Raw genomic sequence first — 23,385 nt, forward strand, 5'->3', positions numbered from 1 at the left:
CAGGAAACTTGGCAGGAAACTTGGCAGGAAAAACTTGGTATGTCGGTACAGGGTAGCATTGTCATTGGCGGCGGCGCGTTTGCCGGCCTCGCGCTGGCCCTAGCGCTGCGGCAGGGGCTCGGGCCCGAGATTCCCGTCATCGTTGCCGACCCCGCGCTTGCGACACGGCCGAGCCGCGACCCGCGCGCGACCGCGATCGTGGCCGCTTGTCGCCGGCTGTTCGAGGCGATAGGCGCCTGGGACGACGTCAAGGGCGAGGCGCAGCCGATCCTCGACATGGTCGTCACCGATTCCAAGCTGGAAGACGCCACGCGTCCGGTGTTTTTGAACTTTGCCGGCGATGTCGCGCCTGGCGAACCCTTCGCGCACATGGTCGAGAACCGACGCCTGATCGATGCACTGGTGGTGCGCGCCGAGGCCGAGGGTGTCGAGCTCCGCGCCACCACCGTGGCGTCCTACGATTCGCGCGCCGACGGCATCGAGGTGACGCTCGGCGATGGCAGCGTCGTCGCGGCCAGCCTCCTGGTCGCCGCTGACGGCGCAAGGTCGAAACTGCGCGAACGCGCCGGCATTGCCACCCATGGCTGGGAGTATGACCAGTCCGGCATCGTCGTCACCGTCGGTCACGAGCGCGATCACGAGGGGCGTGCGGAAGAACACTTTTTGCCCGCAGGCCCATTCGCGATCCTGCCGCTTTCCGGCAAGCGATCGTCACTGGTGTGGACCGAGCGCCGGGCGGAAGCCGCGCGCATCGTGGCTCTGAGCGATGAGGAGTTTCACGGCGAGCTCGAGCAGCGCTTTGGCCTGCACCTCGGCGAGGTGAAGGCACTCGACAAGCCGCGCGCGTTTCCGCTGTCCTATTTTGTCGCGCGCTCCTTCATCGGCGAACGGCTGGCGCTGGTTGGCGATGCCGCGCATGTCATCCATCCGATTGCGGGCCAGGGCCTCAACATGGGGCTGAAGGATGTCGCCGCATTGGCCGAGGTCGTCGTCGACGCCGCGCGACTCGGCATGGATATCGGCGAGGCCGGCGTGCTCGAGCGCTACCAGCGCTGGCGGCGCTTCGACACCATGGCGATGGGGGTTGCCACCAACTCGCTGAACTTCCTGTTTTCCAACCAGTCGACGCTGCTGCGCACCGTGCGCGACATCGGCCTCGGCCTTGTCGACCGCGCGCCGCCGCTGAAGAATTTGTTCATCCGCGAGGCCGCCGGACTCACCGGCGAGGTGCCGCGGTTGTTGAAGGGCGAGGCGCTGTAATTCTCGCTGGCGCCGCACTCTCCACTGTCGTCCCGGACAAGCGAGCGTAGCGAGCGCTGATCCGGGACCCATATGTGGACGGCCCCCGTGGCACAAGAGCTTTTTGGTGAGATCGGATCGCTTGCATCCATATGTCCGGCCTGTTGAGTGCGATGGATTAGATCGCTGGCCAAGATGGTTTGCGCGATGCGGGTTCCAAACAACCCGGCGACCTGCTGGCGGCCAATGGGTCCCACGGAATGTCTCGCATCGTTGCTCGATCGATCGCTCCATCTGCTCCTGCAGCTCCGGGTCGGCCGGCGAGCGAGCCCGCCGGTCGGCCAATCTGTTAGGCGGGGACTACCGCGGCGGCATTCAACCGTGCCGCGTCGTAACTCTCGCCGCTGATCATCAGCTTCCAGGCGATGCGGGCCACCTTGTTGGCGAGCGCCACGGCCGCAAGCTTCGGCGGCTTGCGCGCAATCAGCGCCAGCAGCCAACGTGAGTGTTGGCCGCGGCCTCGTCGGGCCTGCTGGATCACGGCCGTGGCCCCGATCACGAGCAGCCGCCTCAGATCCTCGTCGCCCGCCCGGGTGATCTTGCCAAGCCTGGTCTTGCCGGCGGTGGAGTGGTCCTTGGGCGTCAATCCCACCCAGGCCGCAAAGTGACGACCGGAGCGGAACGCCCGCGGATCCGGCGTCTTCATCACCAGCGCGGTGGCAACGATCGGACCGACCGAGGGGATCTGCGCCAAACGCCGGCCCATGGCATCGCCACGGTGCCAGGCCATCAGCCTGGCTTCGATCGCCTCCAGCTCGCTCTCGAGCTTGGCGCATTCGCGGCCCAGCACGACAAACAGCTCGCGCGCCAGGACGGGAAGCGTCTCGTCCTGCGCAATCTGCGCCAGCAACGGCTCGATCTTGTCCAGCCCCTTGGGCGCAATCAGGCCAAACTCCGCCGCATGGCCGCGGATCGTATTGGTCAACTGAGTGCGCCGGGCGATCAGCCCGTCGCGGATGCCCGTCAGCATCAATGCGGCTTGCTGCTCGGCGCTCTTCACCGGCACGAACCGCATGGTCGGTCGGCTCATCGCCTCGCAAAGCCCTTCCGCGTCCCGTCCGTCGTTCTTGTTCCGCGACACGTAGGGCTTCACCAGTTGCGGCGCCATCAGCTTCACCTCGTGGCCGAGCTTGCGAAGCTCTCGCGCCCAATGTTGCGAAGCCCCGCAGGCCTCCATCCCGATCACGGTCGGCGGCAACTTGGTGAAGAACTCGAGCACCTGCTTGCGCGAAAGTTTCTTGCGCAGCACAGGCCGCTCATCCTCATCAACCCCATGCAGCACAAAAATATACTTCGACGTATCCATTCCAATGCGGATAATCTGGTTCACGGGCGGCTCCTGCGAATGAGTTTCTGACAACCTCATTCTGGCACACTGATGCCGTAGGGGGCCGTCCACCCCATCAACCACAGGGAGTGGTTATGACGCGAGATGGCAACTCCGAGCCTTCGCCAAACTACTCTCTGTGGTTGGGTCCCGGCCTTCGCCGGGACGACACCGAGAATATTGCGCGGCCATCGCGCCCTCAATCGATCTTGCGCGCCTCTTCCGGCAGCATGATCGGGATGCCGTCGCGGATGGGATAGGCGAGTTTTGCGGAGCGCGAGATCAATTCCTGCTTCGCCGAATCGAACTCCAGCGGGCCCTTGGTCAGCGGGCAGACCAAAATCTCCAGCAGTTTGGGATCGACGCTGTTTTCGGGGCGTTCCGTGGGCGCGTTCATCATGATCTCCGGCGGTCGGTTGCCTCTAGCACAGAAAATCGCGGCCGCCCATCGCGCTTTAGGCCGACACCATCCGCAGGATCTCGTCGAGCAGGACCTGGAGCCGTGGAGCTGGAACCGGCGCTCCCGACAGCGCGAAGCCGAGAAACGTCCAGTACAACAGGGAGTGGTTATGACGCGAGATGGCAACTCCGAGCCTTCGCCAAACTACTCTCTGTGGTTGGGTCCCGGCCTTCGCCGGGACGACACCGAGAATATTGCGCGGCCATCGCGCCCTCAATCGATCTTGCGCGCCTCTTCCGGCAGCATGATCGGGATGCCGTCGCGGATGGGATAGGCGAGTTTTGCGGAGCGCGAGATCAATTCCTGCTTCGCCGAATCGAACTCCAGCGGGCCCTTGGTCAGCGGGCAGACCAAAATCTCCAGCAGTTTGGGATCGACGCTGTTTTCGGGGCGTTCCGTGGGCGCGTTCATCATGATCTCCGGCGGTCGGTTGCCTCTAGCACAGAAAATCGCGGCCGCCCATCGCGCTTTAGGCCGACACCATCCGCAGGATCTCGTCGAGCAGGACCTGGAGCCGTGGAGCTGGAACCGGCGCTCCCGACAGCGCGAAGCCGAGAAACGTCCAGTACAGGATTTGCGCGCGGGCCTGCGCCATCGCGGGCGTCAGTCCGCGCCGCTCCAGCAGCGTCTCGACGTAGTCGAGCCTGCGGCGGTCGATGGCACGAACCGCTCCCTGAGCGGCTGCATCGAACGCCGCCCAGTTGCGCACCGCCCGCTCGAGATCGAGCCGCGCCCCAAACGTCCTGCGCAGCAGCGCTTTCAGCGGCTCATCGTTGTCGGCCTCGACATCGGCGATGATCTGCTCGGCCGCGATCTCGCGCCAGCGCTTCAAGATGGCAGCGTGGAACGCGCCGAGATCGGCAAAATGCCAATAGAAGCTGCCGCGCGAGACGCCCATGGTCTTCGCCAGCGGATCGGCCTTCAGCGCGGTGAAGCCGCTTTTCGTGAGCGCCCTGAGACCCTGGTTGATCCAATCGTCGGCGGAGAGCTGTTCGGTCATGTCGGATTCCCAGGAACCGACCATACACTACTGTATTGACAGCTGGGGGCAAGCAGGCGCATAAACAATACAGTGCTGTATGGATGGAGTTGCCCATGCGCGACCTTCTGCTGCAATGTTCCGGCGCTGCCGCGATCGTGCTGGCGCTGATTCACGGCATGCTCGGCGAGACCAAAGTGTTCGCTCGCGCCTCTATCGAGCCGCCGCGGCTGCGCACGCTGATCCGGCTGGTCTGGCAGGCCGGTACGGTGGCGTGGATCGGCGGCGGCGTGCTGCTGCTCGCCGCGCCCTGGATGGAATCGAACATCGCGCGCCACTGGATCGTCGTGACGCTCGCGATCGTGTTCGGCTTCGCGGCGCTGGCCAATGCCTGGGCGACGCGCGGGCGTCATTTCGGCTGGGTCGGGATGAGTGCCGTCACGGCACTCGCGGTTGCCGGCTATTAGCGGATGTGCGTCGACCCATGAGGTTACCCATGAGACGTAAGGCCGCAGCAACGCGTGAGAAGCACACTGTGCCTGGAGCGCACTGATCTTTTTGCCGATGTTAGAACTTCTCTAAAGCAATCCACGCCCGAACCGGATTGACTTGACCATCGCCTTTGCTTCCTTCGATGTCGCTTCGCGCAAGGCGTTGCGCACACGACAGAGGAGGAGACGTTCGTGAAGGTCATTCGTGTTGTTGCCATTGCACTGACGATCGGGATTGGCATGGGGTCCACGGCCATGGCCGACGGCTTCAAGGATTGCACCAAGCTCGACAAGGCGTCGTGGAAGCCGGCGACCGACGCCGAAGCCAAGGCCAAGGCGCTGGGCTACGAGGTGCGGCGCTCCAAGATTGAAGGCTCGTGCTATGAGGTCTATGGCGTCAAGGAAGGCAAGCTTTACGAGCTGTTCTACAGCCCGGAAGATCTCAGCCTGAAGCACACCATTGCAAAGTAAACGGCGCCAAGCGAACCGCACAAAGTAAACCGAGGCGTATGACAGAAGCGGTGCCAGAAGCGCGCGGGGAGCCCAGTCGGGCCCCCGCGGATCGAACCGCTTCGCGGCAGGTCGAGGTCTGGGACCTCCCGCTGCGCCTCTGGCATTGGGTTCTCGCCGTCTGTGTTCTGGTCGCCTGGTTCACGCCCACCGTCTATGACGGGCTTCACCGCATTGTCGGCTATGCCGTGATCGCGCTTCTCGCCTTCCGCCTGGTCTGGGGGTTTTGGGGAAGCCGCTACTCACGTTTTCGCATGGTCGGGGTCAGGCTTCGCGCCGCGCCAAGCTATCTCTGGAATCTGCGCCGCGGCATCAGCGGCCGCTATATCGGGCTCAACCCCGCCGGCACCTTGATGCTGGTAGCGCTGCTGCTGTCGCTCGCGGTCTCGGTGATCACCGGCGCGATGTCGGTGACCGCCACCTTCTTCGGCGTCTGGTGGATCGAGGACACCCACGCTTATGCGTCGGACGCCGTCATCGTCCTCGCCGTGCTGCATGTGGTGGGCGTGGTGCTGATGGGACTGCTCCAGCGCGAGAACCTGATCCGCGCGATGATCACGGGTCGCAAGCGTATCCGCGGTCACTCCTAAGCAGGACCGGGTTATTTCGAACCGATAGAGCCTCGAGCCCGCCGAAGCCGTAGTTTCACGGGAATTAAGCCCCTCGCCCGCCCAGGCTACCGGTAAACGGCACCATTGTTGAGCTTGGGTTTACCTTTCGATAGGCATGCAACCGAGCATTGCAGAAAATTAACGCGAAGAAAGCCAATTGGATCAATCGTCGAAATATTGACGAGGGAGCGATCTGAATGTTCCGCGTTTTTACCTGCGTCACGGAAGACCATGATTGGCGGCTTGTCATGCTCGCTGGTCTGGTTTGCTTCATTGCAAGTATTGTGGCCGTCAGCATCTTTCATCGCGCGATCGCGTCGCGAGCTCGGGCGCGGCTGATCTGGATTGCGATCGCGGGCGCCGCCATCGGCTATGGAATTTGGGCAACGCATTTTGTCGCAATGCTCGCCTATGAGCCCGGCGTCTCAACCAGTTACGGCATCGTTCTGACAGCGCTGTCGCTCGCCGCGGCGATGATCCTGACGTCAGGTGGTTTTGGCGTTGCCGTCAGTAACTCCGGCCGATGGCGCGCGGCTGCCGGCGGCGGCATCATAGGCGCCGGTATTGCGAGCATGCACTATCTCGGCATGTGGGCCCTCGAAGTGCCTGGCCGCGTGACCTGGTCGTCGGAGCTGGTGTTCGTCTCGATCGCCCTCGGCATGGTCCTGGGCTACGCTGCACTCGCGGTCGCCCTGGCCCGCAACGACAAATGGGGGACCTTCGTCGCGGCGCTGCTGCTGACGCTCGCAATCGTGTCGCATCATTTCACGGCTATGGGGGCCGTGCAGATCGTTCCAGACCCGACGTTGAACGGCGGTACCTTGTCGCTTTCTCCCAGCTTTCTTGCCGTGGCAATTGCAGGTGTGGCTCTGTCAGTGCTCGGGATGAGTTTTGTCGGTGTGCTGGCGGATCGCCGGCTTGCGACCAGAACCAGCAGATTCGAGGAAATCATCAGTGAGCTTTCGCTCGCCAGGCAACAGGTGGAAGATTCGCAAAAGGAAATCCAGGACCAGAAAATCAGGCTGGACACGGCCATCAACAACATGGTCGAGGCCCTGTGCATGTTCGATGCAGAGAAGCGACTTGTCGTCTGCAACGAGCGCTATGCCCTACTCTATCGGCTGCCGCCGGAACTGCTGAGAACGGGCACATTGCACACGGACATCATCAGGCATCGTATTATGAATGGCATCCTCAAGGGCGACCCCAGCGAGGGTGCTGCCGAGCAATTCATCTCGAAGTTGGCCGCGTTGCCGTTCGATGCAGTCTCGAGCAGGATCGACGAGTTTGCAGATGGTCGGTTGATCTGCGTGACGCGACAGCCAATGGCCGGCGGCGGGTGGGTGGCCACGCATCTCGACGTTACCGAGCAACGCCGGTCCGAGGCCAAGATCGCTCATATGGCGCAACACGATGCGCTGACCGATCTGCCAAATCGCGTGCTGCTCAGGGAACGGATGGAGCATGCCATTGCAGTTACGCGCAATGGCGGCCTTGATCTGGCCGTGCTCATGCTTGACCTCGATCGCTTCAAGGAAGTCAACGACACGCTTGGACATCCGGCGGGCGATTCCCTGCTGCGCGCCGTCGCTGCGCGTTTGCGCGAATGCACCACGGAAACCGCGTTGATCGCTCGGCTGGGCGGCGACGATTTCGCAGTGATCGACTACGTGATCAACCCAGCCCTGGAGGCCGCGACCCTCGCTGAGAACATCAGAAAGGCGCTTTGCGAACCCTTCGATCTCGGCGATCACCAGGTCACAGTAGGCACCAGCATCGGTATTGCCATCGCGCCGCGCGATGGCAACGATTCCGACGTGATCATGAAGAGCGCGGATCTCGCCCTCTACTCGGCCAAGAGTGGTGGACGTGGTGCATTCCGCTTCTTCGAGCCGGAACTCGACGAGCTCATGCATGCGCGACGCAACCTGGAGCGCGACATGCGGGATGCGCTTGCCGGCGGTCAATTCGAGCTCCACTACCAGCCATTCGTCAATGCCGCGACCGGCAAGACCAGCGGCTTCGAGGCATTGCTACGTTGGCATCACCCGCAGCGAGGTCTGGTCATGCCCAGCGAATTTATCCCGCTTGCGGAGGAGACCGGCTTGATCGTGCCGCTGGGAGAATGGGTCTTGAGGAACGGCTGTGCGGAAGCCGCCAAATGGCCTGCCCATCTCAGGATCGCGATCAACCTGTCTCCCGCTCAATTCAGGAGCAAGGAGCTTGTCCCGGTCATTATCGGCGCGCTGGCGAGTTCGGGAGTTGCGCCGCACAGGCTCGAGCTGGAGGTTACCGAGACGGCGATCATGCATGACAGCCAAGCTGTGTTCGCAGTACTCGGTCAACTGCGCGAGCTCGGGGTGCGAATCGCCCTGGACGATTTCGGCACCGGCTATTCATCGCTGAGCTTTCTGCAAAGATTCCCATTCGACAAGATCAAGATCGACCGCAGTTTCGTCAACGAGCTGTCCAGCGCGAGGGCAGAGGCGCACCATCTCGCGCGAGCAGTGGTTCGTTTCGCAGTCAGCCTCGGCAAGACCACGACCGCCGAAGGCGTCGAAACGAAGGAGCAGCTGGACATTCTCCGTGAAGAGGGGTGCATCGAAACGCAAGGCTACTATTTCAGCCGACCGATGCCTGCATCCAGCATCGCCAAAATGCTGCGGCGGGGTGCTGGAACAGCCGTCCGCGCTGCGTGAGCATTCAGGCCGCTACTGCAACGGCGGATCGCCCGAGGTGCGCTTCTTGGCCAGATCCATCTCGGTGATCGCGATCAAAATCTCGGCACGGGTCTTCAGGTCCGGCGCCTCGAGCATGGCCTGCTTCTCGGCCGGGCCGTAGGGCGACATCATTGCGAGTGCATTGACGAGCGCCTCATTGGGCGCGCTTTCGACGCCTTCCCAGTCGACCTTGAGATTGTTGGCCTTCAAGAAGTCTGCCAGCGCCACCAGCAGCGCCTCGCGGTTAACTTCGTCCTCACCCACGCGCGCGGTAAAATCGTCGGCGAAGGCGAAGAAATCTACTTTGCACTGCCGGTAGGCGGTCAGCACCTCGAGCTCTTCGAGCACCTTGAAACGTGAGACCCCGGTGAGCTCGAGGATGTAGCGGCCGTCGCCGGATTCGGCGAGCTGGGTGATGCGGCCGACGCAGCCGACGCGGAACAGCGTCGGCTTATCGGAGTTCTTCGGCGAATGCGCCATGTCCGGCTGGATCATGCCGATCAGGCGATGGCCATCGCGAAAGGCATCGTCCACCATCGCGAGGTAGCGCGGCTCGAAGATGTTGAGCGGCATCTGGCCACGCGGCAGCAGCAGCGCGCCCGGTAGCGGGAACACCGGAATGATTTCCGGAAGGTCGGCGGGCCCGCGATATTCGATATTGATCGGCATCTGCCCGGTCCTCGCTGGTCTTGCCAGCTGGCCTTACGAAAACAGGATGATCGACAAACGCTTTCGTCCCTCGACGGTCGCATCGTCGGCGCCCCCCCAGGCCTCGAAGAACTGCACGAGCTGCTTGCGCGCGCCGTCGTCGTTCCATTTGCGGTCGCGCTTGATGATCGCGAGCAGCTGCTCGGTCGCCGCCGCCCGGTTGCCCTGCGCGTTGAGTGCGGTCGCAAGGTCGAATCGGGCCTGATGATCGAGCGGGTTTGCGGCGACTTTCTGTTCCAGCTCGGCGACCGGGCCGAGCGACTCCGCCTGCTCGGCGAGATCGATGGCGGCCTGCACGGCCTTCACCGCGGCGTCGTTGCGCTTGGATTCCGGCACCATGGCCAGCGTCTGCTTGGCCTGCTCCATCGCGCCGGAGGTGACGTAGCACTTTGCGAGGCCGGCAAGCGCCGCGATGTTGGTCGAATCGTGCGAGAGCACCTCGGCATAGATCTGCGCGGCGGCGGCGGCGTCGCCCTCAGCGAGCACGGCCTCGGCCTCTTGCAGGATTTCCGCGACATTCGGCTCACCCGGCGCGGTCACGCCCTTGGTCAGCTTTTCGATGAAGGCGTTGACCTGGCTCTCCGGCACCGCGCCCATGAAGCCGTCGGCGGGCTGGCCGTTGACGAAGGCGATCACGGCCGGGATCGACTGGATGCCCATCTGGCCCGGAATCGCCGGATGCTGGTCAATGTTCATCTTGACCAGCTTGACCTTGCCCTTGGCGGCCTTGACCGCCTTTTCGAGCACGGGAGTGAGCTGCTTGCAGGGGCCGCACCACTCCGCCCAGAAGTCGATCAGAACCGGCTGGCGCTTCGATTCCTCGATGACATCCTTCACGAAGGTCTGGGTGGTCGTGTCCTTGATCAGATCGGCGGCAGCCGGGCCCGCCGCTCCGTTACCCTGGTCGATGATCGTCACGGGATCCCCTTGTCTGATGTCTGGAATGGCGGCTCTTTAGCACGTCGCCAATTCATATGCTTCGCTGTCGGCCTAAAATTGGGCCGGGGCGGCCGAATTTCAATCCATGGCGGCCGATTCGCCGGTTCCCGAGTATTTTTGGCCGATTTGGCCGGGATTGGGGTCCATATGGGGCTCAAGATGCGAATCTATGCCGCCGGTAGCTGTTGCATTCGCCGCTTGGTTTTGGCATACGACAGCCGTTGCCGGTCGCGTCACGCGGCCGACACAGGATGCGGGTGTAGCTCAGTGGTAGAGCACGACCTTGCCAAGGTCGGGGTCGAGGGTTCGAGCCCCTTCGCCCGCTCCAATTTTTCCCAAAGCATCCAGCCTGACAGGTGCGGATCGTGGTTTTCCACGCCGCTGGCGGCTGTGTTGGGTCTGCAATGACAATCATGGTCACCGGCAGCGCAGGGCACCTCGGGGAGGCCATTCTTCGGAGGCTGCGGGCGCGCGGTTCACCTGTGCATGGGGTTGATTTGAAACCGTCAGCCTGGACCGATGCCGTCGGCTCGATCATCGACCCGGACTTCGTGCGGCGCCAGATGGCCGGCGTCACCGCCGTCATCCACACCGCGACCCTGCACAAGCCGCATGTGGCGACCCACGCTAGGCAGGACTTCGTCGACACCAACGTCAGCGGCACGCTCAATCTGCTCGAGGCGGCCGGGGCCGCCGGGGTGCGGAGCTTTGTTTTCACCAGCACCACCAGCGCGTTCGGCTCCCAGCTCAGGCCGGAGGCGGGACAGGCCGCGGTGTGGGTCACCGAGGATCTGCCGTCGGTGCCGAAAAACATCTACGGCACGACCAAGCTGATGGCGGAAAATCTGTGCGAGCTGTTCTTTCGCGAGCGCGGTCTGCCCGTCGTCATCCTGCGAACCTCGCGCTTCTTTCCGGAGGCCGATGACGATGCCATGATGCGCGAGGCTTACGCGCTGGAGAACGCGCAGGCCAATGAGCTGCTGTATCGCCGGCTGGATATTGCCGACGCGGTGAGCGCCCATCTTGCCGCCGTCGAGCGCGCGCCGGCGATCGGCTTCGCCCGCTACATCGTCTCCGCCACGAGCCCGTTCGAGCCGCGCCATCTCGCGGACCTTGCCCGCGACGCGCCCGGTGTCGTGCGCGAACTCTATCCGGATTGCGCAGAGCTCTATTCGGCGCGGGGCTGGCGCCTGTTCCCTGAGATCGATCGCGTCTACGTCAACGATCGGGCGCGGCGCGAATTGGGCTGGCGTCCCGAATTCGACTTTGCCCATGTCCTGGGCAGCCTTCGCACCGGACAGGATTTTCGCAGCGCGTTGGCGCGCGAGATTGGCTCAAAAGGCTATCATGAGACGACATTCGACGGCGGGCCCTACCCCGTCGCCTCGTGATCGCCGCTTTTGCTGTTTTGCTCGATGCATCAAATGTCTGTCTGGTGTCACCGGGCGCAAATTGGCCTGAGCCTTTCTACTTTGCATGGGGTTGTTTTCGCGATTTTTGTTCGGCTCGATGCTGGTGCTGCCTGTAAATTCGCCGCGCCACTTTGATTCCGCGTTGCAGCGAGATCGTTGTCACCACGAGGCCGTGTCGAGAGAAAATCCGTCTCAACTTGTATTGAGCACAACCGCGGTGCACGCGACGCGCTTCTCACCGCTCGCAGATGTGCTAACCTTTTTGCGTCTGCCCTCTCGACAGACTCCGAACCTCGCCTCTCGACTAGCAAAACAAAATAACGTGCAGCCCTGATGGCTGCCTTAGGGGAGTGACGCGATGAAATTCCATCGATCCGTCTTTCAATCCATCCTGGCGCTTGCAGCGGTTGCCCTTCTTGCGGGGACAAGCGTCGGTCATGCGCAGCAGCAGGACAAGAATCGGACTCTGAAGAAATACGAATCCGGCACCAAGGAATTCTGGACCCATCCGCCGGATGACTGGTTCCTCGGCGACGAGACCGAGGCGCAGAAGGGCCTGGCGCCGCCGTCGGGGCCGCCCACTGGCGCGTCGGAGGCCGAGCTCGCGGCGATGATGAAGAAGATCAAGCTGCCGGCGGGCTTCAAGATCGAGGTCTATGCGCCCGGTGTTCTCGCGGCACGGCAGATGGCCTGGGGTGACAAGGGCACGCTGTTCGTCGGCTCGTTCGGCCTCGGCAACGTCTATGCGATCAAGGACAACAACGGCAAGAAGGAGGTCAAGACCATCCTCAAGGGCCTGAACATGCCCACCGGTCTCGCCTTCAAGGACGGCGCTCTCTACGTCATCGCGGTGGACAAGCTGATCCGTTACGATAACGCGGAAGCCAATCTGGACAAGCTCGGTGACGGCAAGGTCGTGTATGACGACATGCCCTCCTACGCCGCGCATGGCTGGAAATACATCGCGGTCGACAAGGAAGGCTGGTTCTTCCTGCCGTTCGGACCGCCCTTCAACATCGGCGTTCCCCCGACCAGCGTCTCGCAGATCCGGCGCGTCGATCCCAAGACCGGCAACGCCGAAGTCTATGCGCTCGGCGTCCGCAACTCGGTCGGCGGCGACGTCGATCCGCGCACCGGAAAGCTCTGGTTCACCGAGAACGCCCGCGACTGGGTCAGCGACGATCTGCCCAGCGACAAGCTGAACATGATCTCCAAGATCGGCGAGCATTTTGGCTATCCCTACTGCCACCAGGGCGACCTGCCCGATCCGAAGTTCGCCATGGGCCACAAATGCTCCGAGTTCACGCCGCCGGTGCTGAATCTCGGCGCACATGTCGCTCCGCTCGGCATGAAGTTCTATACCGGCGAGCAGTTCCCCGCCGAGTACAAGAACAACATCCTCATCGCTGAGCACGGCTCCTGGAATCGCCACAAGTACCAGGGCGCCCGCATCATGCGCGTGATCGTCGGGCCCGACGGTAAGAACGCCAAGCAGGAGGTGTTCGCCTCCGGCTGGCTCGAGGGCGACCAGGGCTATCTCGGCCGTCCCGCCGACATCATCCTCGCCAAGGATGGCTCGATCCTCGTCGCCGACGATTGGGCCGGCGCGATCTACCGCATCAGCTACAGCAAGAAGTAGCGTAATTTGAAAAAGAGGCTGCGGCCGGGAGACGGCCGCAGCCTCTTTGCTTTTCAGCTCCAATGTCGTTCCGGATCACGCGTTAGCGCGAGTCCGGAACCCATAACCCCGACTGGTGGTTATGGATTCCGGGCTCGTGCTTCGCACGCCCCGGAATGACGAGCCTGTCAGATCGGAATTTTCAATCATGCACCGGCAGTACATCTCGCACGCAATCAGCGTGGTTGCGCTCCTCACGCTCGGCTTCCTTCCCGCCCAAGCCGCCGATGTCGCAGCCGGCAAGGCCAAAGCAGAAATCTGCGCCGGCTGCCACGGCGACAACGGCATCTCGCAGATGGAGAACATCCCCTCGCTCGCCGGCCAGCCCGATCAATACACGCAGTGGCAGCTCGTGTTCTTCCGTGCCGGCTCGCGCAAGAACGAGCAGATGCAGCCGATCGTCGAGCAGATCAACAACGAGGACATCCGCAATCTCGGCGCCTATTTCGCCTCGCTGACGCCGCCGAAGGGTCCGGAGGACAACGACCCCGATCTCTCGAAGAAGGGCGCGCAAGCCGCCGCCGGCCGCCGCTGCGCCTCATGCCACACCGATAGCTATGCCGGGACCAAGGCAATTGCGCGGCTTGCCGGCCAGCGCGAGGAATATCTCGTGAAGGCGCTGCACGACTACAAGACGAGCCAGCGCGTCGGCGGTGCCGGCGCCGCCATGGCCGACGTCGCCTACTCCCTGAGCGAAGAAGAGATCACCGCGCTCGCGCATTACCTCGCGCATTTGCAGTAGCTTCACACTCCGCCGTCGTCCCGGACAAGCGCGCCCCAAGCGCGCGCAGATCCGGGACCCATATGTGGACGGCCCCCGTGGCACAAGAGCTTTTTGGTGAGATCGGATCGCTTGCATCCATATGTCCGGCCTGTTGAGTGCGATGGATTAGATCGCTGGCCAAGATGGTTTGCGCGATGCGGGTTCCAAACAACCCGGCGACCTGCTGGCGGCCAATGGGTCCCACGGAATGTCTCGCATCGTTGCTCGATCGATCGCTCCATCTGCTCCTGCAGCTCCGGGTCGGCCGGCGAGCGAGCCCGCCGGTCGGCCAATCTGTTAGGCGGGGACTACCGCGGCGGCATTCAACCGTGCCGCGTCGTAACTCTCGCCGCTGATCATCAGCTTCCAGGCGATGCGGGCCACCTTGTTGGCGAGCGCCACGGCCGCAAGCTTCGGCGGCTTGCGCGCAATCAGCGCCAGCAGCCAACGTGAGTGTTGGCCGCGGCCTCGTCGGGCCTGCTGGATCACGGCCGTGGCCCCGATCACGAGCAGCCGCCTCAAGTCCTCGTCGCCCGCCCGGGTGATCTTGCCAAGCCTGGTCTTGCCGGCAGTGGAGTGGTCCTTGGGCGTCAATCCCACCCAGGCCGCAAAGTGACGACCGGAGCGGAACGCCCGCGGATCCGGCGTCTTCATCACCAGCGCGGTGGCAACGATCGGACCGACCGAGGGGATCTGCGCCAAACGCCGGCCCATGGCATCGCCACGGTGCCAGGCCATCAGCCTGGCTTCGATCGCCTCCAGCTCGCTCTCGAGCTTGGCGCATTCGCGGCCCAGCACGACAAACAGCTCGCGCGCCAGGACGGGAAGCGTCTCGTCCTGCGCAATCTGCGCCAGCAACGGCTCGATCTTGTCCAGCCCCTTGGGCGCAATCAGGCCAAACTCCGCCGCATGGCCGCGGATCGTATTGGTCAACTGAGTGCGCCGGGCGATCAGCCCGTCGCGGATGCCCGTCAGCATCAATGCGGCTTGCTGCTCGGCGCTCTTCACCGGCACGAACCGCATGGTCGGTCGGCTCATCGCCTCGCAAAGCCCTTCCGCGTCCCGTCCGTCGTTCTTGTTCCGCGACACGTAGGGCTTCACCAGTTGCGGCGCCATCAGCTTCACCTCGTGGCCGAGCTTGCGAAGCTCTCGCGCCCAATGTTGCGAAGCCCCGCAGGCCTCCATCCCGATCACGGTCGGCGGCAACTTGGTGAAGAACTCGAGCACCTGCTTGCGCGAAAGTTTCTTGCGCAGCACAGGCCGCTCATCCTCATCAACCCCATGCAGCACAAAAATATACTTCGACGTATCCATTCCAATGCGGATAATCTGGTTCACGGGCGGCTCCTGCGAATGAGTTTCTGACAACCTCATTCTGGCACACTGATGCCGTAGGGGGCCGTCCACCCCATCAACCAGAGGGAGGAGTGGTTACGGGGATTCGGAGTGACGCCTTCGCGCAGCAACTCAAATTCGTGGCTATGGGTCCCGGATCTGCGCTTACGCTTGTCCGGGACGACAGCCAGATGTTGGGCCGCGAGCTACTCCGCCCGCTGCTTCTCGTACGCCTTCAAATGCGTATAGGCGATGCGCAGCTTTGGCACCGGCACCTTGGCGGCGTCGCCCCGCGCGATGAGGTCGCCGATGACGTGATCAGCTTCGACCGGAAAGCCTGCCTTGACGTCGCGGAACATCGAGGCCGTCATCGGCGAGCCTTCGGTGGTGAGCAGACCCTTGACGCGTTCGAAAAACGGGCCGCCCGGCGTATAGCCTGACGCTGTGGCGATGGCGCTGGTTTCATCGAGCATGCCGAGCAGAAAATCCCTGCCGCCGGGCGCGGCCAGAATGTTGCCGACGGAGGTGCGCATCAGGCTGGTCGAGGCGGCGAGCGAGGAGAGGAACACCCATTTCTCCCACATGTCCTGCATGATGTTCTGGCTGGCGGTGGCACCATTGATGCCGCTCTTGAACGCTTCGTCGATCGCCTTGACGCGCTCCGACAGCTGGCCGTCCCGCTCGCCGTAATTGATCGACTGCATCGGCTGAAGCTGCACCACCTCGCGCTTCTCGTTCAGCGTCGCGGCGATGGCGCAGAGACCGCCGAGCACGCGCTCCTTGCCGAACTTGCTGTCGAGCGTGTCGAGATGCTTCATGCCGTTGAGCATCGGAATGATCGCGGTATTCGGCCCGACCGCCGCCGCAAAGGATTTGATGGCGTCGTCAAGGTCGAACGCCTTGCAGCTCAGCAGCACGACGTCGAACTTGTCCTTGAGTTTGTCCGCCTCGACCCGCGGCGGATCCTTCAGCGTCACATCGCCATTCGGGCTCTTGATCACGAGGCCGGCGCTCGCAAGCTCGGCGGCGCGCCGCGGCCGGACCAGGAAGGTGACGTCGCGGCCGGCCTGCAACAGCCTACCACCAAAATAGCCGCCGATGGCGCCGGCGCCGACCACGAGGATACGCATGGGAAAACTCCGTTGTTATTCTTGGCGAATGGCGAATAGGGAGTAGCGAATAGCAAACACGATTTCCACTCGCTATTCGCTACTCGCCATTCATACGCTTCACTTTCCCGACACCATCTCCTCGACCTCACGCAACTGCTCCTTGCCGAAGAACATCTCATCGCCGACGAAGAAGGTCGGCGAGCCGAACGCACCGCGCGCGACGGCCTCTTCGGTGTTCTTGATCAGCTTGCCCTTCACCTCGCCCTCCTGGGCGCGGGCGAACAGTTTTTGGGCATCGAGGCCGGAGGATGCGAGCGCCTTCGCCGCGATCTCCGGATCATCCATTTTCTTCGGCTCGCGCCACATATGGTGGAACGCGGCCTCGACATATTCTTCGAACACGCCTTCGAGCTGCGCCGCGATCGCCGTGCGCATCAGGTTCAGCGTGTTGACGGGGAAGAAGGGATTCATGACATAGGGCGGGACCTTGAAGCGCTTGATGAAGCGCTCGGTCTCGACCGCCTGGAATTCGCGCTTGTTCTTGACGCCGGCGAGTGTCTCGGCCGGCGACTTGTTGTTGGTCGACTTGAAGATGCCGCCGAGCAGAATCGGCACGTACTCGAATTTCACGCCAATCCGCTGCTCGATCGCCGGGATCGCCAGATGGCTGAGATAGGCGTTCGGGCTGCCGAAATCGAACAGGAATTGCGGAGCTGTGCGGGTCAAATTCGTCCTCCCTGACGTCGCTTTTCTTTGCATTGTGGCGCGGGGGGCGCCGTAGGTCCACCGCTTAATGATGGTCATAATACCTTGGTGATTCGGTCAGATCGCGCGCCGGATCGACTGCTTGCGCCACAGCGATGTGCAAGCAAGTGCTTCGCGCGGTTTACGCGCGGTCGCTGTAGGCGAGCTTGACGACGTGGTCGCGGATGTCGGCGGGCCAGTCGGCGATCAGTCCGGTGAAGCGCCGCCGGTCATCCGCGAACAGCGCGCGCGAGGCTTCCTCGAACTGCGGCAGGTTGCCCGCCATGGTCGACATGAAGTGGTAGGCCGAATCGCGCGCCTGCCGCTCGCGGTCCTTGTCGCCGCTCGCGCGCCTCGCCTCGTCGACGAGCTTTCGCAGCGCGACCGAAGCGCCGCCGGGTTGGACGTTGAGCCACTCCCAGTGCCGTGGCAGCAGAGTCACCTCGCGGGCAACCACGCCGAGCTTCGGTCGGCCGCGGCCGCGCGGCGCGCTCGGCGGCGCCGTCTCCTCGCTCGGGGTCGGGGCAAGCCGCGCCAGCACCTCGCGATCCTCGCCGCGCAGATCGAAATCGATCGAACGACCCGTCCCGTCGTCGAAGACGATGATCGGCTCGCCCTGTTGGATCGCAGTCCGCTTGACGGCGAGCGCGACATCCCCTGCCGGGCCGGAGGCTAGCCGGCGTTGACCGATGAAGGCTGTAAAAGTCCCTTGCATTGGAATCATTGCCATATTGATCAGGCCGCCGATTTTATACCCGGGTAAATTGCCGGCGTCAATATACCCGGGCGAAAATATGCGCTGGGACGGCTCGACAACGCTCGCTCGGGCTGGCACGAACGCGCGGCCGATCGACCACGCCCAAGCTGGGGACCTTCCGATGCTGACCGTTCATCACCTCAACAATTCACGCTCGCAGCGCGTGCTGTGGCTGCTCGAGGAGTTGGGCGTGCCCTACGAGATCGTGCGCTATCAGCGTCAGCCCGACATGCGTGCGCCGAAGGAGTTGCGTGCGATCCACCCGCTCGGCAAGTCGCCCGTCATCACCGACAACGGCAACACCATCGCCGAGTCCGGTGCGATCATCGAATATCTCATCGCCACCTACGGCAATGGCCGACTGATCCCGCCGCCGAACACGCCGGAGCGGCTGCGCTTCACCTACTGGCTGCACTATGCTGAAGGCTCGGCGATGCAGCCGCTGCTGTTAAAACTGCTGTTCACGCTCATGCCGAAGCGCGCGCCGGCTTTGCTGCGGCCCCTGGTGCGCAAGGTCTCGAACCAGGCGCTGACGGCGCTGGTCAATCCGCAGATCAAGCAACACATGGACTATTGGGAAGGCGAGCTCGGCAAGAGCGAATGGTTCGCCGGCAGCGAATTCACCGCAGCCGATATCCAGATGAGCTTTCCACTCGAAGCAGCCCAGGCGCGCGGCGGACTCGAGCAGGGCCATCCCAAGGCGATGGCGTTCCTCGAACGCATCCATGCGCGCCCTGCGTACAATCGCGCACTCGAGAAGGGCGGACCGTATCAGGTGGGACGGTAGTTAGTTTCCGTCATTCCGGGTTCGATGCTTCGCATCGCCCCGGAATGACAGCATCAAGTCGCCCTAACCATCAGCGTGCAGCACGCGGCCCTTCGTCTCTGGCAATGCGAACGCGGCGATGAAGAACACTGCGTACGCGACGACCGCAAATATCGCGATCGCGTTGGCGAGCGACGTCGACGCCGACAGCGCACCGACCAGATAAGGAAACAGCGCGCCGATGCCGCGGCCGAAATTGTAGCAAAAGCCCTGGCCTGAGCCGCGCAACCGCGTCGGATACAGCTCGGTCAGGAACGCTCCGATGCCGGAGAAATAGCCCGAGGCGAAGAAGCCGAGCGGAAAGCCGAGCAGCCAAAGGATCTCGTTGGTCAGCGGCAGCTGCGTATAGAGCAGCACCACCGCGATGGCGCCGAGCGAGAACGTCAGGAACAGATTGCGCCGACCGATGCGGTCGGCGAGCCAGGCACCGACGAGATAACCGATGAAGGAGCCGATGATCAGCGTCGAGAGGTAGCCGGTCGAGCCAACGATCGACAGATGCCGCTCCTTGGTCAGGAATTGCGGCACCCAGAACGTGATCGCGTAATAGCCGCCCTGGCAGCCCGTCGCCATCAGCGAGGCCAGGATCGTGGTCTTCAGGATCGGGCCTGAGAAAATCTCCCAAAGTGCCGGGCGATCGCCGCTCGCGGCCTGCTTGGCGCGGGTCGCAGCCGAGATCTCCGGCTCGGTGACGGAGCGGCGGATGTAGAACACCAGCAGCGCCGGCAGCGCGCCGATCACGAACATCCAGCGCCACGCCGTCTCCGCCGGCAAAGCCGAGAACAGGATCGCCTGCGATAGCACCGCGAGGCCCCAGCCGACCGCCCAGCCCGACTGCACCGAGCCGACCGCGCGTCCGCGATATTGCGGCCGGATCGCCTCGCCCATCAGCACCGCACCTGCGGCCCATTCGCCGCCGAAGCCCAGGCCGAGCACGGCACGCGCGATCAGAAGCTGCTCGAAATTCTGCACGACTGCGCAAACCAGCGAGAAGAACGAGAACCAGATGATGGTGATCTGGAGCGTCCTGACCCGGCCGATGTGGTCGGAGAGATAGCCGCCGAGCCAACCTCCGATGGCGGAGGCCAGCAGCGTCACGGTGCCGGCAAGGCCCGCCGAGCCGGCGTCGACCTTCCACAGCGCGATGATGGTGCCGATCACCAGCGGATAGATCATGAAGTCCATGCCGTCGAGCGCCCAGCCCGCCGCGCAGGCCCAGAACGTCCGCCGCTCCGGCGTGTTCATGTCGCGATAGAAGGCGAGAAGGCTGGTGTCTTCGATCTCGGCGCGTTCGATGCGCTCGGTCGGATCGGCTGTGCTCATGTGCGTTTCCCGGCAGTTTCTTTGGCCGGGCGGTGGTAGCACGCGCGGCGGCCTGTGCAAGCGGCGCGGGCCGCGGCGCTATGCAGGGGCAGAGTTACTGTCCCGCTGCTTCCGCACCCCGCGTGCGTGGATCAGGCGCGCCGAGCGGCCCATTGGCGGTCACCGCGATCGAATTGGCGGAAGTCTGTCCCATCGGTTCGACGATGAGGTGGTCCATCGCCTTCAGATCGAACAGGACATCGTCGGGAAAGCCGCGCTCGACGCGCACCTCGTCCGGCAGCCATTGGTGATGCAGCCGCGGTGCCGCAACGGCGGCCGCAACGTCCATCTTGTAGTCGAGGACGTTGACGATCACCTGGAGCACGGTCGAGATGATGCGGCTGCCACCGGGCGAGCCCGTCACCAGCACCGGCTTGCCGTCCTTCAGCACGATGGTCGGCGACATCGACGACAGCGGCCGCTTGCCGGGCCCGGGCAGATTGGGCTCGAAGCCAACGAGGCCGTAAGCATTGGCGGCGCCAACCGCCGCGGTGAAATCGTCGAGCTCGTTGTTGAGCAGTACGCCAGTGCCGTTGGCGACGAGGCCGACGCCATAGCTGAAGTTCAGCGTGTAGGTGTTGCTGACGGCATTGCCGCGGCTGTCGACGACGGAGAAATGCGTGGTGTTGCTGCCTTCGCGCGGCGAAGTCGCGGCGGCGGTCAGCTGGCTCGACGGCGTGGCGCGATCGGTGGAGATGGTTGCGCGCAGCTTGGTGGCATAGTCCTTTGCGGTGAGCGTCTCGATCGGCGCCTTGACGAAAGCGGGGTCGCCGAGATAGCGCGCGCGGTCGGCATAGGCGCGCTTCATGGCTTCGATGAGAAGATGCAGCGACGCCGGCGAACCCTGTTTCAGCTGCGCGAGCTGAAAGCCTTCGAGAATGTTGAGGGTCTCCACCAACACGACCCCGCCGGACGAGGGCAACGGCATTGAGACGATGTCATAGCCGCGATAGCTGCCGCGCACGGGCGCGCGGGTCACCGCTCGATACGCTTTCAGATCCGCCGATGTCATGATGCCGCCGGCGTCGGAGACGGCCTTGGCGAGCTTGTCTGCGACCGGCCCCTCATAGAAGCCGCGCGGACCTTGCCTGGCTACGATCGACAGCGTTTCCGCGAGGTCGCTCTGCACCAGCCGATCTCCTTCGCCGAGCGACGTGCCGTCCGGCCGTGAAAAAACTCTGGCCGTGGAGGGCCAACGCGCGAGACGCCGGTGCCAACCCGGCAAGCTGTCGGCCATGTCGTCGCTGACCACGAACCCGTCGCGGGCGAGCGCGATTGCGGGCTCGAGCAGTTGCGCCAGCGTGAACTGGCCCGAGCCATATTTCTCCAATGCCAGAGCCAGTCCCGCCACCGTGCCGGGCACGCCGATGCCGAGCGCGGAATCGCGCGACTTCGCGGCGTCGGGTTTGCCGTCGGGTCCGAGGAAGATCTGCGTCGTCGTTGCCGCCGGCGCGGTCTCGCGATAATCAATTGCGATGTCTTCGTTCCGCTCGGCCGAATGGATCACCATGAAGCCGCCGCCGCCGATATTGCCGGCGCGCGGATAGGTCACGGCCATCGCGAAGCTGGTCGCGACCGCGGCATCGACGGCACTGCCGCCTCGCCGCAGGATATCGGCGCCCACCTGCGCAGATATCTTTTCCTGCGCCACCACCATGCCGTGCTCGGCGGCGACCGCGTGCACCGTGTCGAGTGCCGGTGGAACATAGGCCCGCCGTGCCTCCTGCGCAGTGGCAGGCGCGAGACCAAACGCCAGAGTCGCAATGAATGCGAAAAACGTCCGCCGTGTCGAAAATGACGACATCATCAAACTTCCGCCGTGGCCCTCCGGCCAATTCACACGCGTCGCTATAATGCTATACGGTTTGCGCCAACAGAGGCAAAACTGTTTGTGATGGGAAATGAATGATGACGACGATCGCCTCGGACGCGCGCCTGGCCGGCACGGAACGGACCTATCCGCCGCGCGCTGCCGTCATCAGCTGGATCTTCTTTGATTGGGCTGCGCAGCCCTATTTCACGTTGATCACGACCTTCGTGTTCGCCCCCTATTTCGCGACCAGCATCGCGCCCGATCCCGCCACGGGGCAGTCGTTGTGGGGCTTTGCAGCCGCCGCGGCCGGCCTGGTCATTGCGCTGCTGTCGCCGGTGCTTGGCGCCATTGCCGACGCGTCCGGCCAGCGCAAGCCGTGGATCGCGACGTTCGGCGCGATCCTGGTGCTCGGCTCCAGCGCGATGTGGATCGGCAAGCCCGGCGACCCCGGCATCATTCCGCCGCTGCTCACCGCCTTTGCGCTCGCCAGCGTCGGCGCGGAGTTCGCGACCGTGTTCAACAATGCGATGATGCCGACGCTTGTGCCGCCGGAGCGGATCGGGCGGCTCTCGGGCAACGGCTGGGCCACCGGCTATGTCGGCGGCATCACCAGCCTGAGCATCGTGCTCGGCTTCCTCGCCGCCAATCCCGAGACCGGGCGCACGCTGCTTGGTTTCACGCCGCTGTTCGGGCTCGATCCCGCAACCCACCAGGGCGATCGCATCACCGGACCGCTGACGGGGTTGTGGTTCATCATCTTCGTGACACCGATGTTCCTGTTCACGCCGGACTATCCGGCCAAACGCCCCGTGCGTAAGGCGCTGCGCGAGGGCCTGTCGGATTTGAAGCGATCGCTGGGTGAGTTGCCGAAGCAAAAGTCGCTCGCAGCGTTTCTGCTCGCCAACATGATCTACACCGACGGATTGGTGTCGCTGTTTGCTTTCGGCGGCATCTATGCCGCCGGTACTTTCGGCTGGCACACGATCCAGATCGGTACTTTCGGCATCATGCTGGCGATCGCGGGCACCTTCGGTGCTTGGCTCGGTGGCAAGCTCGACGATTCTCTCGGGCCGAAGCGCGTGATCACGGGCAGCATGCTGATCCTGCTGCTGTCGCTCGCAGCGATTCTGCTGGTCGACAAGGATTCGATTTTCTTCATCAAGGTCGCTCCTCCCGTACCGGGCGGCGCGCTCTTCGCTGGAGCGGCCGAGCGCGCCTATCTCGTGCTGGGCTGCCTGATCGGTGCGGCCGGCGGCCCGCTCCAGGCTGCCTCGCGAACGCTCCTGATTCGCCTCGCGCCGAAGGATCGCATCGCGCAGTATTTTGGTCTGTTCGCGCTGACCGGAAAGGTGACGTCCTTCATCGGTCCGCTGCTGATCGGCGTGATCACGGCTGTAACCGCGAGCCAGAAGGTCGGCATGGCCGTGCTGGTGGTGTTCTTCGTCGCGGGCCTGGGATTGTTGGCGCGGGTGAGGGAAGAATAAAACTCCGCCGTCGTCCCGGCGAAGGCCGGGACCCATATGTGGACGGCCCCCGTGG

The 23,385-nt window shown here is 63.6% G+C and carries 23 protein-coding genes, 1 tRNA gene and 1 pseudogene; 11 read left to right on the plus strand and 14 right to left on the minus strand.

The features are described from left to right. Window positions 1-39: 39 nt before the first annotated feature. Window positions 40-1,260 carry a ubiquinone biosynthesis hydroxylase gene (locus IVB18_RS00135; protein ID WP_247987343.1) on the plus strand — a complete coding sequence of 407 codons (1,221 nt, stop codon included), beginning with the start codon at window positions 40-42 and terminating at the stop codon, window positions 1,258-1,260. Window positions 1,261-1,588: 328 nt separating this feature from the next. Here IVB18_RS00135 and IVB18_RS00140 read toward each other — a convergent pair whose 3' ends face one another. The 5 genes and pseudogenes from IVB18_RS00140 to IVB18_RS00160 all read right to left on the minus strand — a co-directional run bounded on the left by IVB18_RS00140 (window position 1,589) and on the right by IVB18_RS00160 (window position 4,086). Next, complete coding sequence (locus IVB18_RS00140) at window positions 1,589-2,629, minus strand: IS110 family transposase (RefSeq protein WP_247987344.1); 1,041 nt, start codon at window positions 2,627-2,629, stop codon at window positions 1,589-1,591. A gap of 196 nt (window positions 2,630-2,825) precedes the next feature. Then, the gene (locus tag IVB18_RS00145; RefSeq protein WP_092232493.1) at window positions 2,826-3,023 is read right to left on the minus strand and encodes a Trm112 family protein; all 198 of its coding nucleotides are present in this window, start codon (window positions 3,021-3,023) and stop codon (window positions 2,826-2,828) included. 58 nt (window positions 3,024-3,081) lie between these two features. Next, window positions 3,082-3,186: pseudogene (locus tag IVB18_RS00150) on the minus strand (TetR/AcrR family transcriptional regulator); the annotation flags it as partial. Window positions 3,187-3,299: 113 nt separating this feature from the next. After that, window positions 3,300-3,497: a Trm112 family protein gene (locus IVB18_RS00155; protein WP_092232493.1), complete on the minus strand. Its 198-nt coding sequence runs from the start codon at window positions 3,495-3,497 to the stop codon at window positions 3,300-3,302. A gap of 58 nt (window positions 3,498-3,555) precedes the next feature. Beyond that, window positions 3,556-4,086 (minus strand): TetR/AcrR family transcriptional regulator, encoded by a 531-nt coding sequence (locus IVB18_RS00160; RefSeq protein ID WP_247987345.1) that lies wholly within the window; start codon window positions 4,084-4,086, stop codon window positions 3,556-3,558. A 95-nt stretch (window positions 4,087-4,181) separates the two neighbouring features. On the opposite strand from IVB18_RS00160, the gene IVB18_RS00165 reads away from it, so the two are divergent. From IVB18_RS00165 to IVB18_RS00175, 3 genes are all read left to right on the plus strand, one after another. After that, on the plus strand, window positions 4,182-4,532 hold the full coding sequence (locus tag IVB18_RS00165) for a hypothetical protein (RefSeq protein WP_247987346.1): 351 nt from the start codon (window positions 4,182-4,184) through the stop codon (window positions 4,530-4,532). A 216-nt stretch (window positions 4,533-4,748) separates the two neighbouring features. Then, window positions 4,749-5,027 (plus strand): PepSY domain-containing protein, encoded by a 279-nt coding sequence (locus tag IVB18_RS00170; RefSeq protein ID WP_247987347.1) that lies wholly within the window; start codon window positions 4,749-4,751, stop codon window positions 5,025-5,027. Window positions 5,028-5,065: 38 nt separating this feature from the next. Next, complete coding sequence (locus IVB18_RS00175) at window positions 5,066-5,656, plus strand: cytochrome b/b6 domain-containing protein (RefSeq protein ID WP_247987348.1); 591 nt, start codon at window positions 5,066-5,068, stop codon at window positions 5,654-5,656. Between the two features lie 86 nt (window positions 5,657-5,742). On the opposite strand, the gene IVB18_RS00180 is transcribed toward IVB18_RS00175, so the two are convergent. Then, complete coding sequence (locus tag IVB18_RS00180; RefSeq protein ID WP_247991974.1) at window positions 5,743-5,982, minus strand: hypothetical protein; 240 nt, start codon at window positions 5,980-5,982, stop codon at window positions 5,743-5,745. Here IVB18_RS00180 and IVB18_RS00185 point away from each other — a divergent pair. Beyond that, window positions 5,875-8,376, plus strand: a complete 2,502-nt coding sequence (locus tag IVB18_RS00185) for an EAL domain-containing protein (RefSeq protein ID WP_247987349.1) — start codon at window positions 5,875-5,877, stop codon at window positions 8,374-8,376. The two genes, IVB18_RS00180 and IVB18_RS00185, sit on opposite strands and share 108 nt — an antisense overlap. Window positions 8,377-8,388: 12 nt before the next feature. Here the strand turns inward: IVB18_RS00185 and IVB18_RS00190 are convergent, their stop codons facing one another. Both IVB18_RS00190 and trxA read right to left on the minus strand, forming a co-directional pair. Continuing rightward, complete coding sequence (locus tag IVB18_RS00190) at window positions 8,389-9,066, minus strand: LON peptidase substrate-binding domain-containing protein (RefSeq protein WP_247987350.1); 678 nt, start codon at window positions 9,064-9,066, stop codon at window positions 8,389-8,391. Between the two features lie 33 nt (window positions 9,067-9,099). After that, window positions 9,100-10,023, minus strand: coding sequence for a thioredoxin (gene trxA / locus IVB18_RS00195; protein WP_247987351.1), 924 nt, complete (start codon window positions 10,021-10,023; stop codon window positions 9,100-9,102). A 274-nt stretch (window positions 10,024-10,297) separates the two neighbouring features. Here trxA and IVB18_RS00200 point away from each other — a divergent pair. The 4 genes from IVB18_RS00200 to IVB18_RS00215 all read left to right on the plus strand — a co-directional run bounded on the left by IVB18_RS00200 (window position 10,298) and on the right by IVB18_RS00215 (window position 13,876). After that, a tRNA-Gly gene (locus IVB18_RS00200) sits at window positions 10,298-10,372 on the plus strand. Window positions 10,373-10,448: 76 nt separating this feature from the next. Beyond that, the gene (locus IVB18_RS00205) at window positions 10,449-11,435 is read left to right on the plus strand and encodes an NAD(P)-dependent oxidoreductase (protein WP_247987352.1); all 987 of its coding nucleotides are present in this window, start codon (window positions 10,449-10,451) and stop codon (window positions 11,433-11,435) included. 379 nt (window positions 11,436-11,814) lie between these two features. Continuing rightward, window positions 11,815-13,095 (plus strand): PQQ-dependent sugar dehydrogenase, encoded by a 1,281-nt coding sequence (locus tag IVB18_RS00210; protein WP_247987353.1) that lies wholly within the window; start codon window positions 11,815-11,817, stop codon window positions 13,093-13,095. Between the two features lie 187 nt (window positions 13,096-13,282). Next, window positions 13,283-13,876 (plus strand): c-type cytochrome, encoded by a 594-nt coding sequence (locus tag IVB18_RS00215; RefSeq protein ID WP_247987354.1) that lies wholly within the window; start codon window positions 13,283-13,285, stop codon window positions 13,874-13,876. A 318-nt stretch (window positions 13,877-14,194) separates the two neighbouring features. On the opposite strand, the gene IVB18_RS00220 is transcribed toward IVB18_RS00215, so the two are convergent. The 4 genes from IVB18_RS00220 to IVB18_RS00235 form a co-directional block, all read right to left on the minus strand. Next, window positions 14,195-15,235 carry an IS110 family transposase gene (locus tag IVB18_RS00220; protein ID WP_247987344.1) on the minus strand — a complete coding sequence of 347 codons (1,041 nt, stop codon included), beginning with the start codon at window positions 15,233-15,235 and terminating at the stop codon, window positions 14,195-14,197. Between the two features lie 203 nt (window positions 15,236-15,438). Beyond that, complete coding sequence (gene panE, locus IVB18_RS00225; protein ID WP_247987355.1) at window positions 15,439-16,362, minus strand: 2-dehydropantoate 2-reductase; 924 nt, start codon at window positions 16,360-16,362, stop codon at window positions 15,439-15,441. 99 nt (window positions 16,363-16,461) lie between these two features. Next, entirely contained in the window at window positions 16,462-17,070 is a 609-nt protein-coding gene (locus tag IVB18_RS00230; RefSeq protein WP_247987356.1) for a 2-hydroxychromene-2-carboxylate isomerase, read from the minus strand. Window positions 17,071-17,230: 160 nt separating this feature from the next. Then, complete coding sequence (locus IVB18_RS00235) at window positions 17,231-17,818, minus strand: DUF2239 family protein (RefSeq protein ID WP_247987357.1); 588 nt, start codon at window positions 17,816-17,818, stop codon at window positions 17,231-17,233. Window positions 17,819-17,966: 148 nt separating this feature from the next. Here IVB18_RS00235 and IVB18_RS00240 point away from each other — a divergent pair, with 148 nt between their 5' ends. Further along, window positions 17,967-18,632 carry a glutathione S-transferase gene (locus tag IVB18_RS00240; RefSeq protein WP_247987358.1) on the plus strand — a complete coding sequence of 222 codons (666 nt, stop codon included), beginning with the start codon at window positions 17,967-17,969 and terminating at the stop codon, window positions 18,630-18,632. A gap of 63 nt (window positions 18,633-18,695) precedes the next feature. On the opposite strand, the gene IVB18_RS00245 is transcribed toward IVB18_RS00240, so the two are convergent. Beyond that, the gene (locus IVB18_RS00245) at window positions 18,696-19,994 is read right to left on the minus strand and encodes an MFS transporter (RefSeq protein ID WP_247987359.1); all 1,299 of its coding nucleotides are present in this window, start codon (window positions 19,992-19,994) and stop codon (window positions 18,696-18,698) included. Window positions 19,995-20,088: 94 nt separating this feature from the next. Next, a complete protein-coding gene (gene ggt, locus IVB18_RS00250; protein WP_247987360.1) occupies window positions 20,089-21,840 on the minus strand; it encodes a gamma-glutamyltransferase in 1,752 nt (583 codons plus the stop codon). 101 nt (window positions 21,841-21,941) lie between these two features. Between ggt and IVB18_RS00255 the strand changes: the two genes are divergently transcribed. After that, window positions 21,942-23,330: an MFS transporter gene (locus tag IVB18_RS00255; RefSeq protein ID WP_247987361.1), complete on the plus strand. Its 1,389-nt coding sequence runs from the start codon at window positions 21,942-21,944 to the stop codon at window positions 23,328-23,330. The last annotated feature ends 55 nt before the right edge of the window (window positions 23,331-23,385 follow it).

The sequence above is a fragment of the Bradyrhizobium sp. 186 genome, from assembly GCF_023101685.1.
Classification (GTDB): domain Bacteria; phylum Pseudomonadota; class Alphaproteobacteria; order Rhizobiales; family Xanthobacteraceae; genus Bradyrhizobium.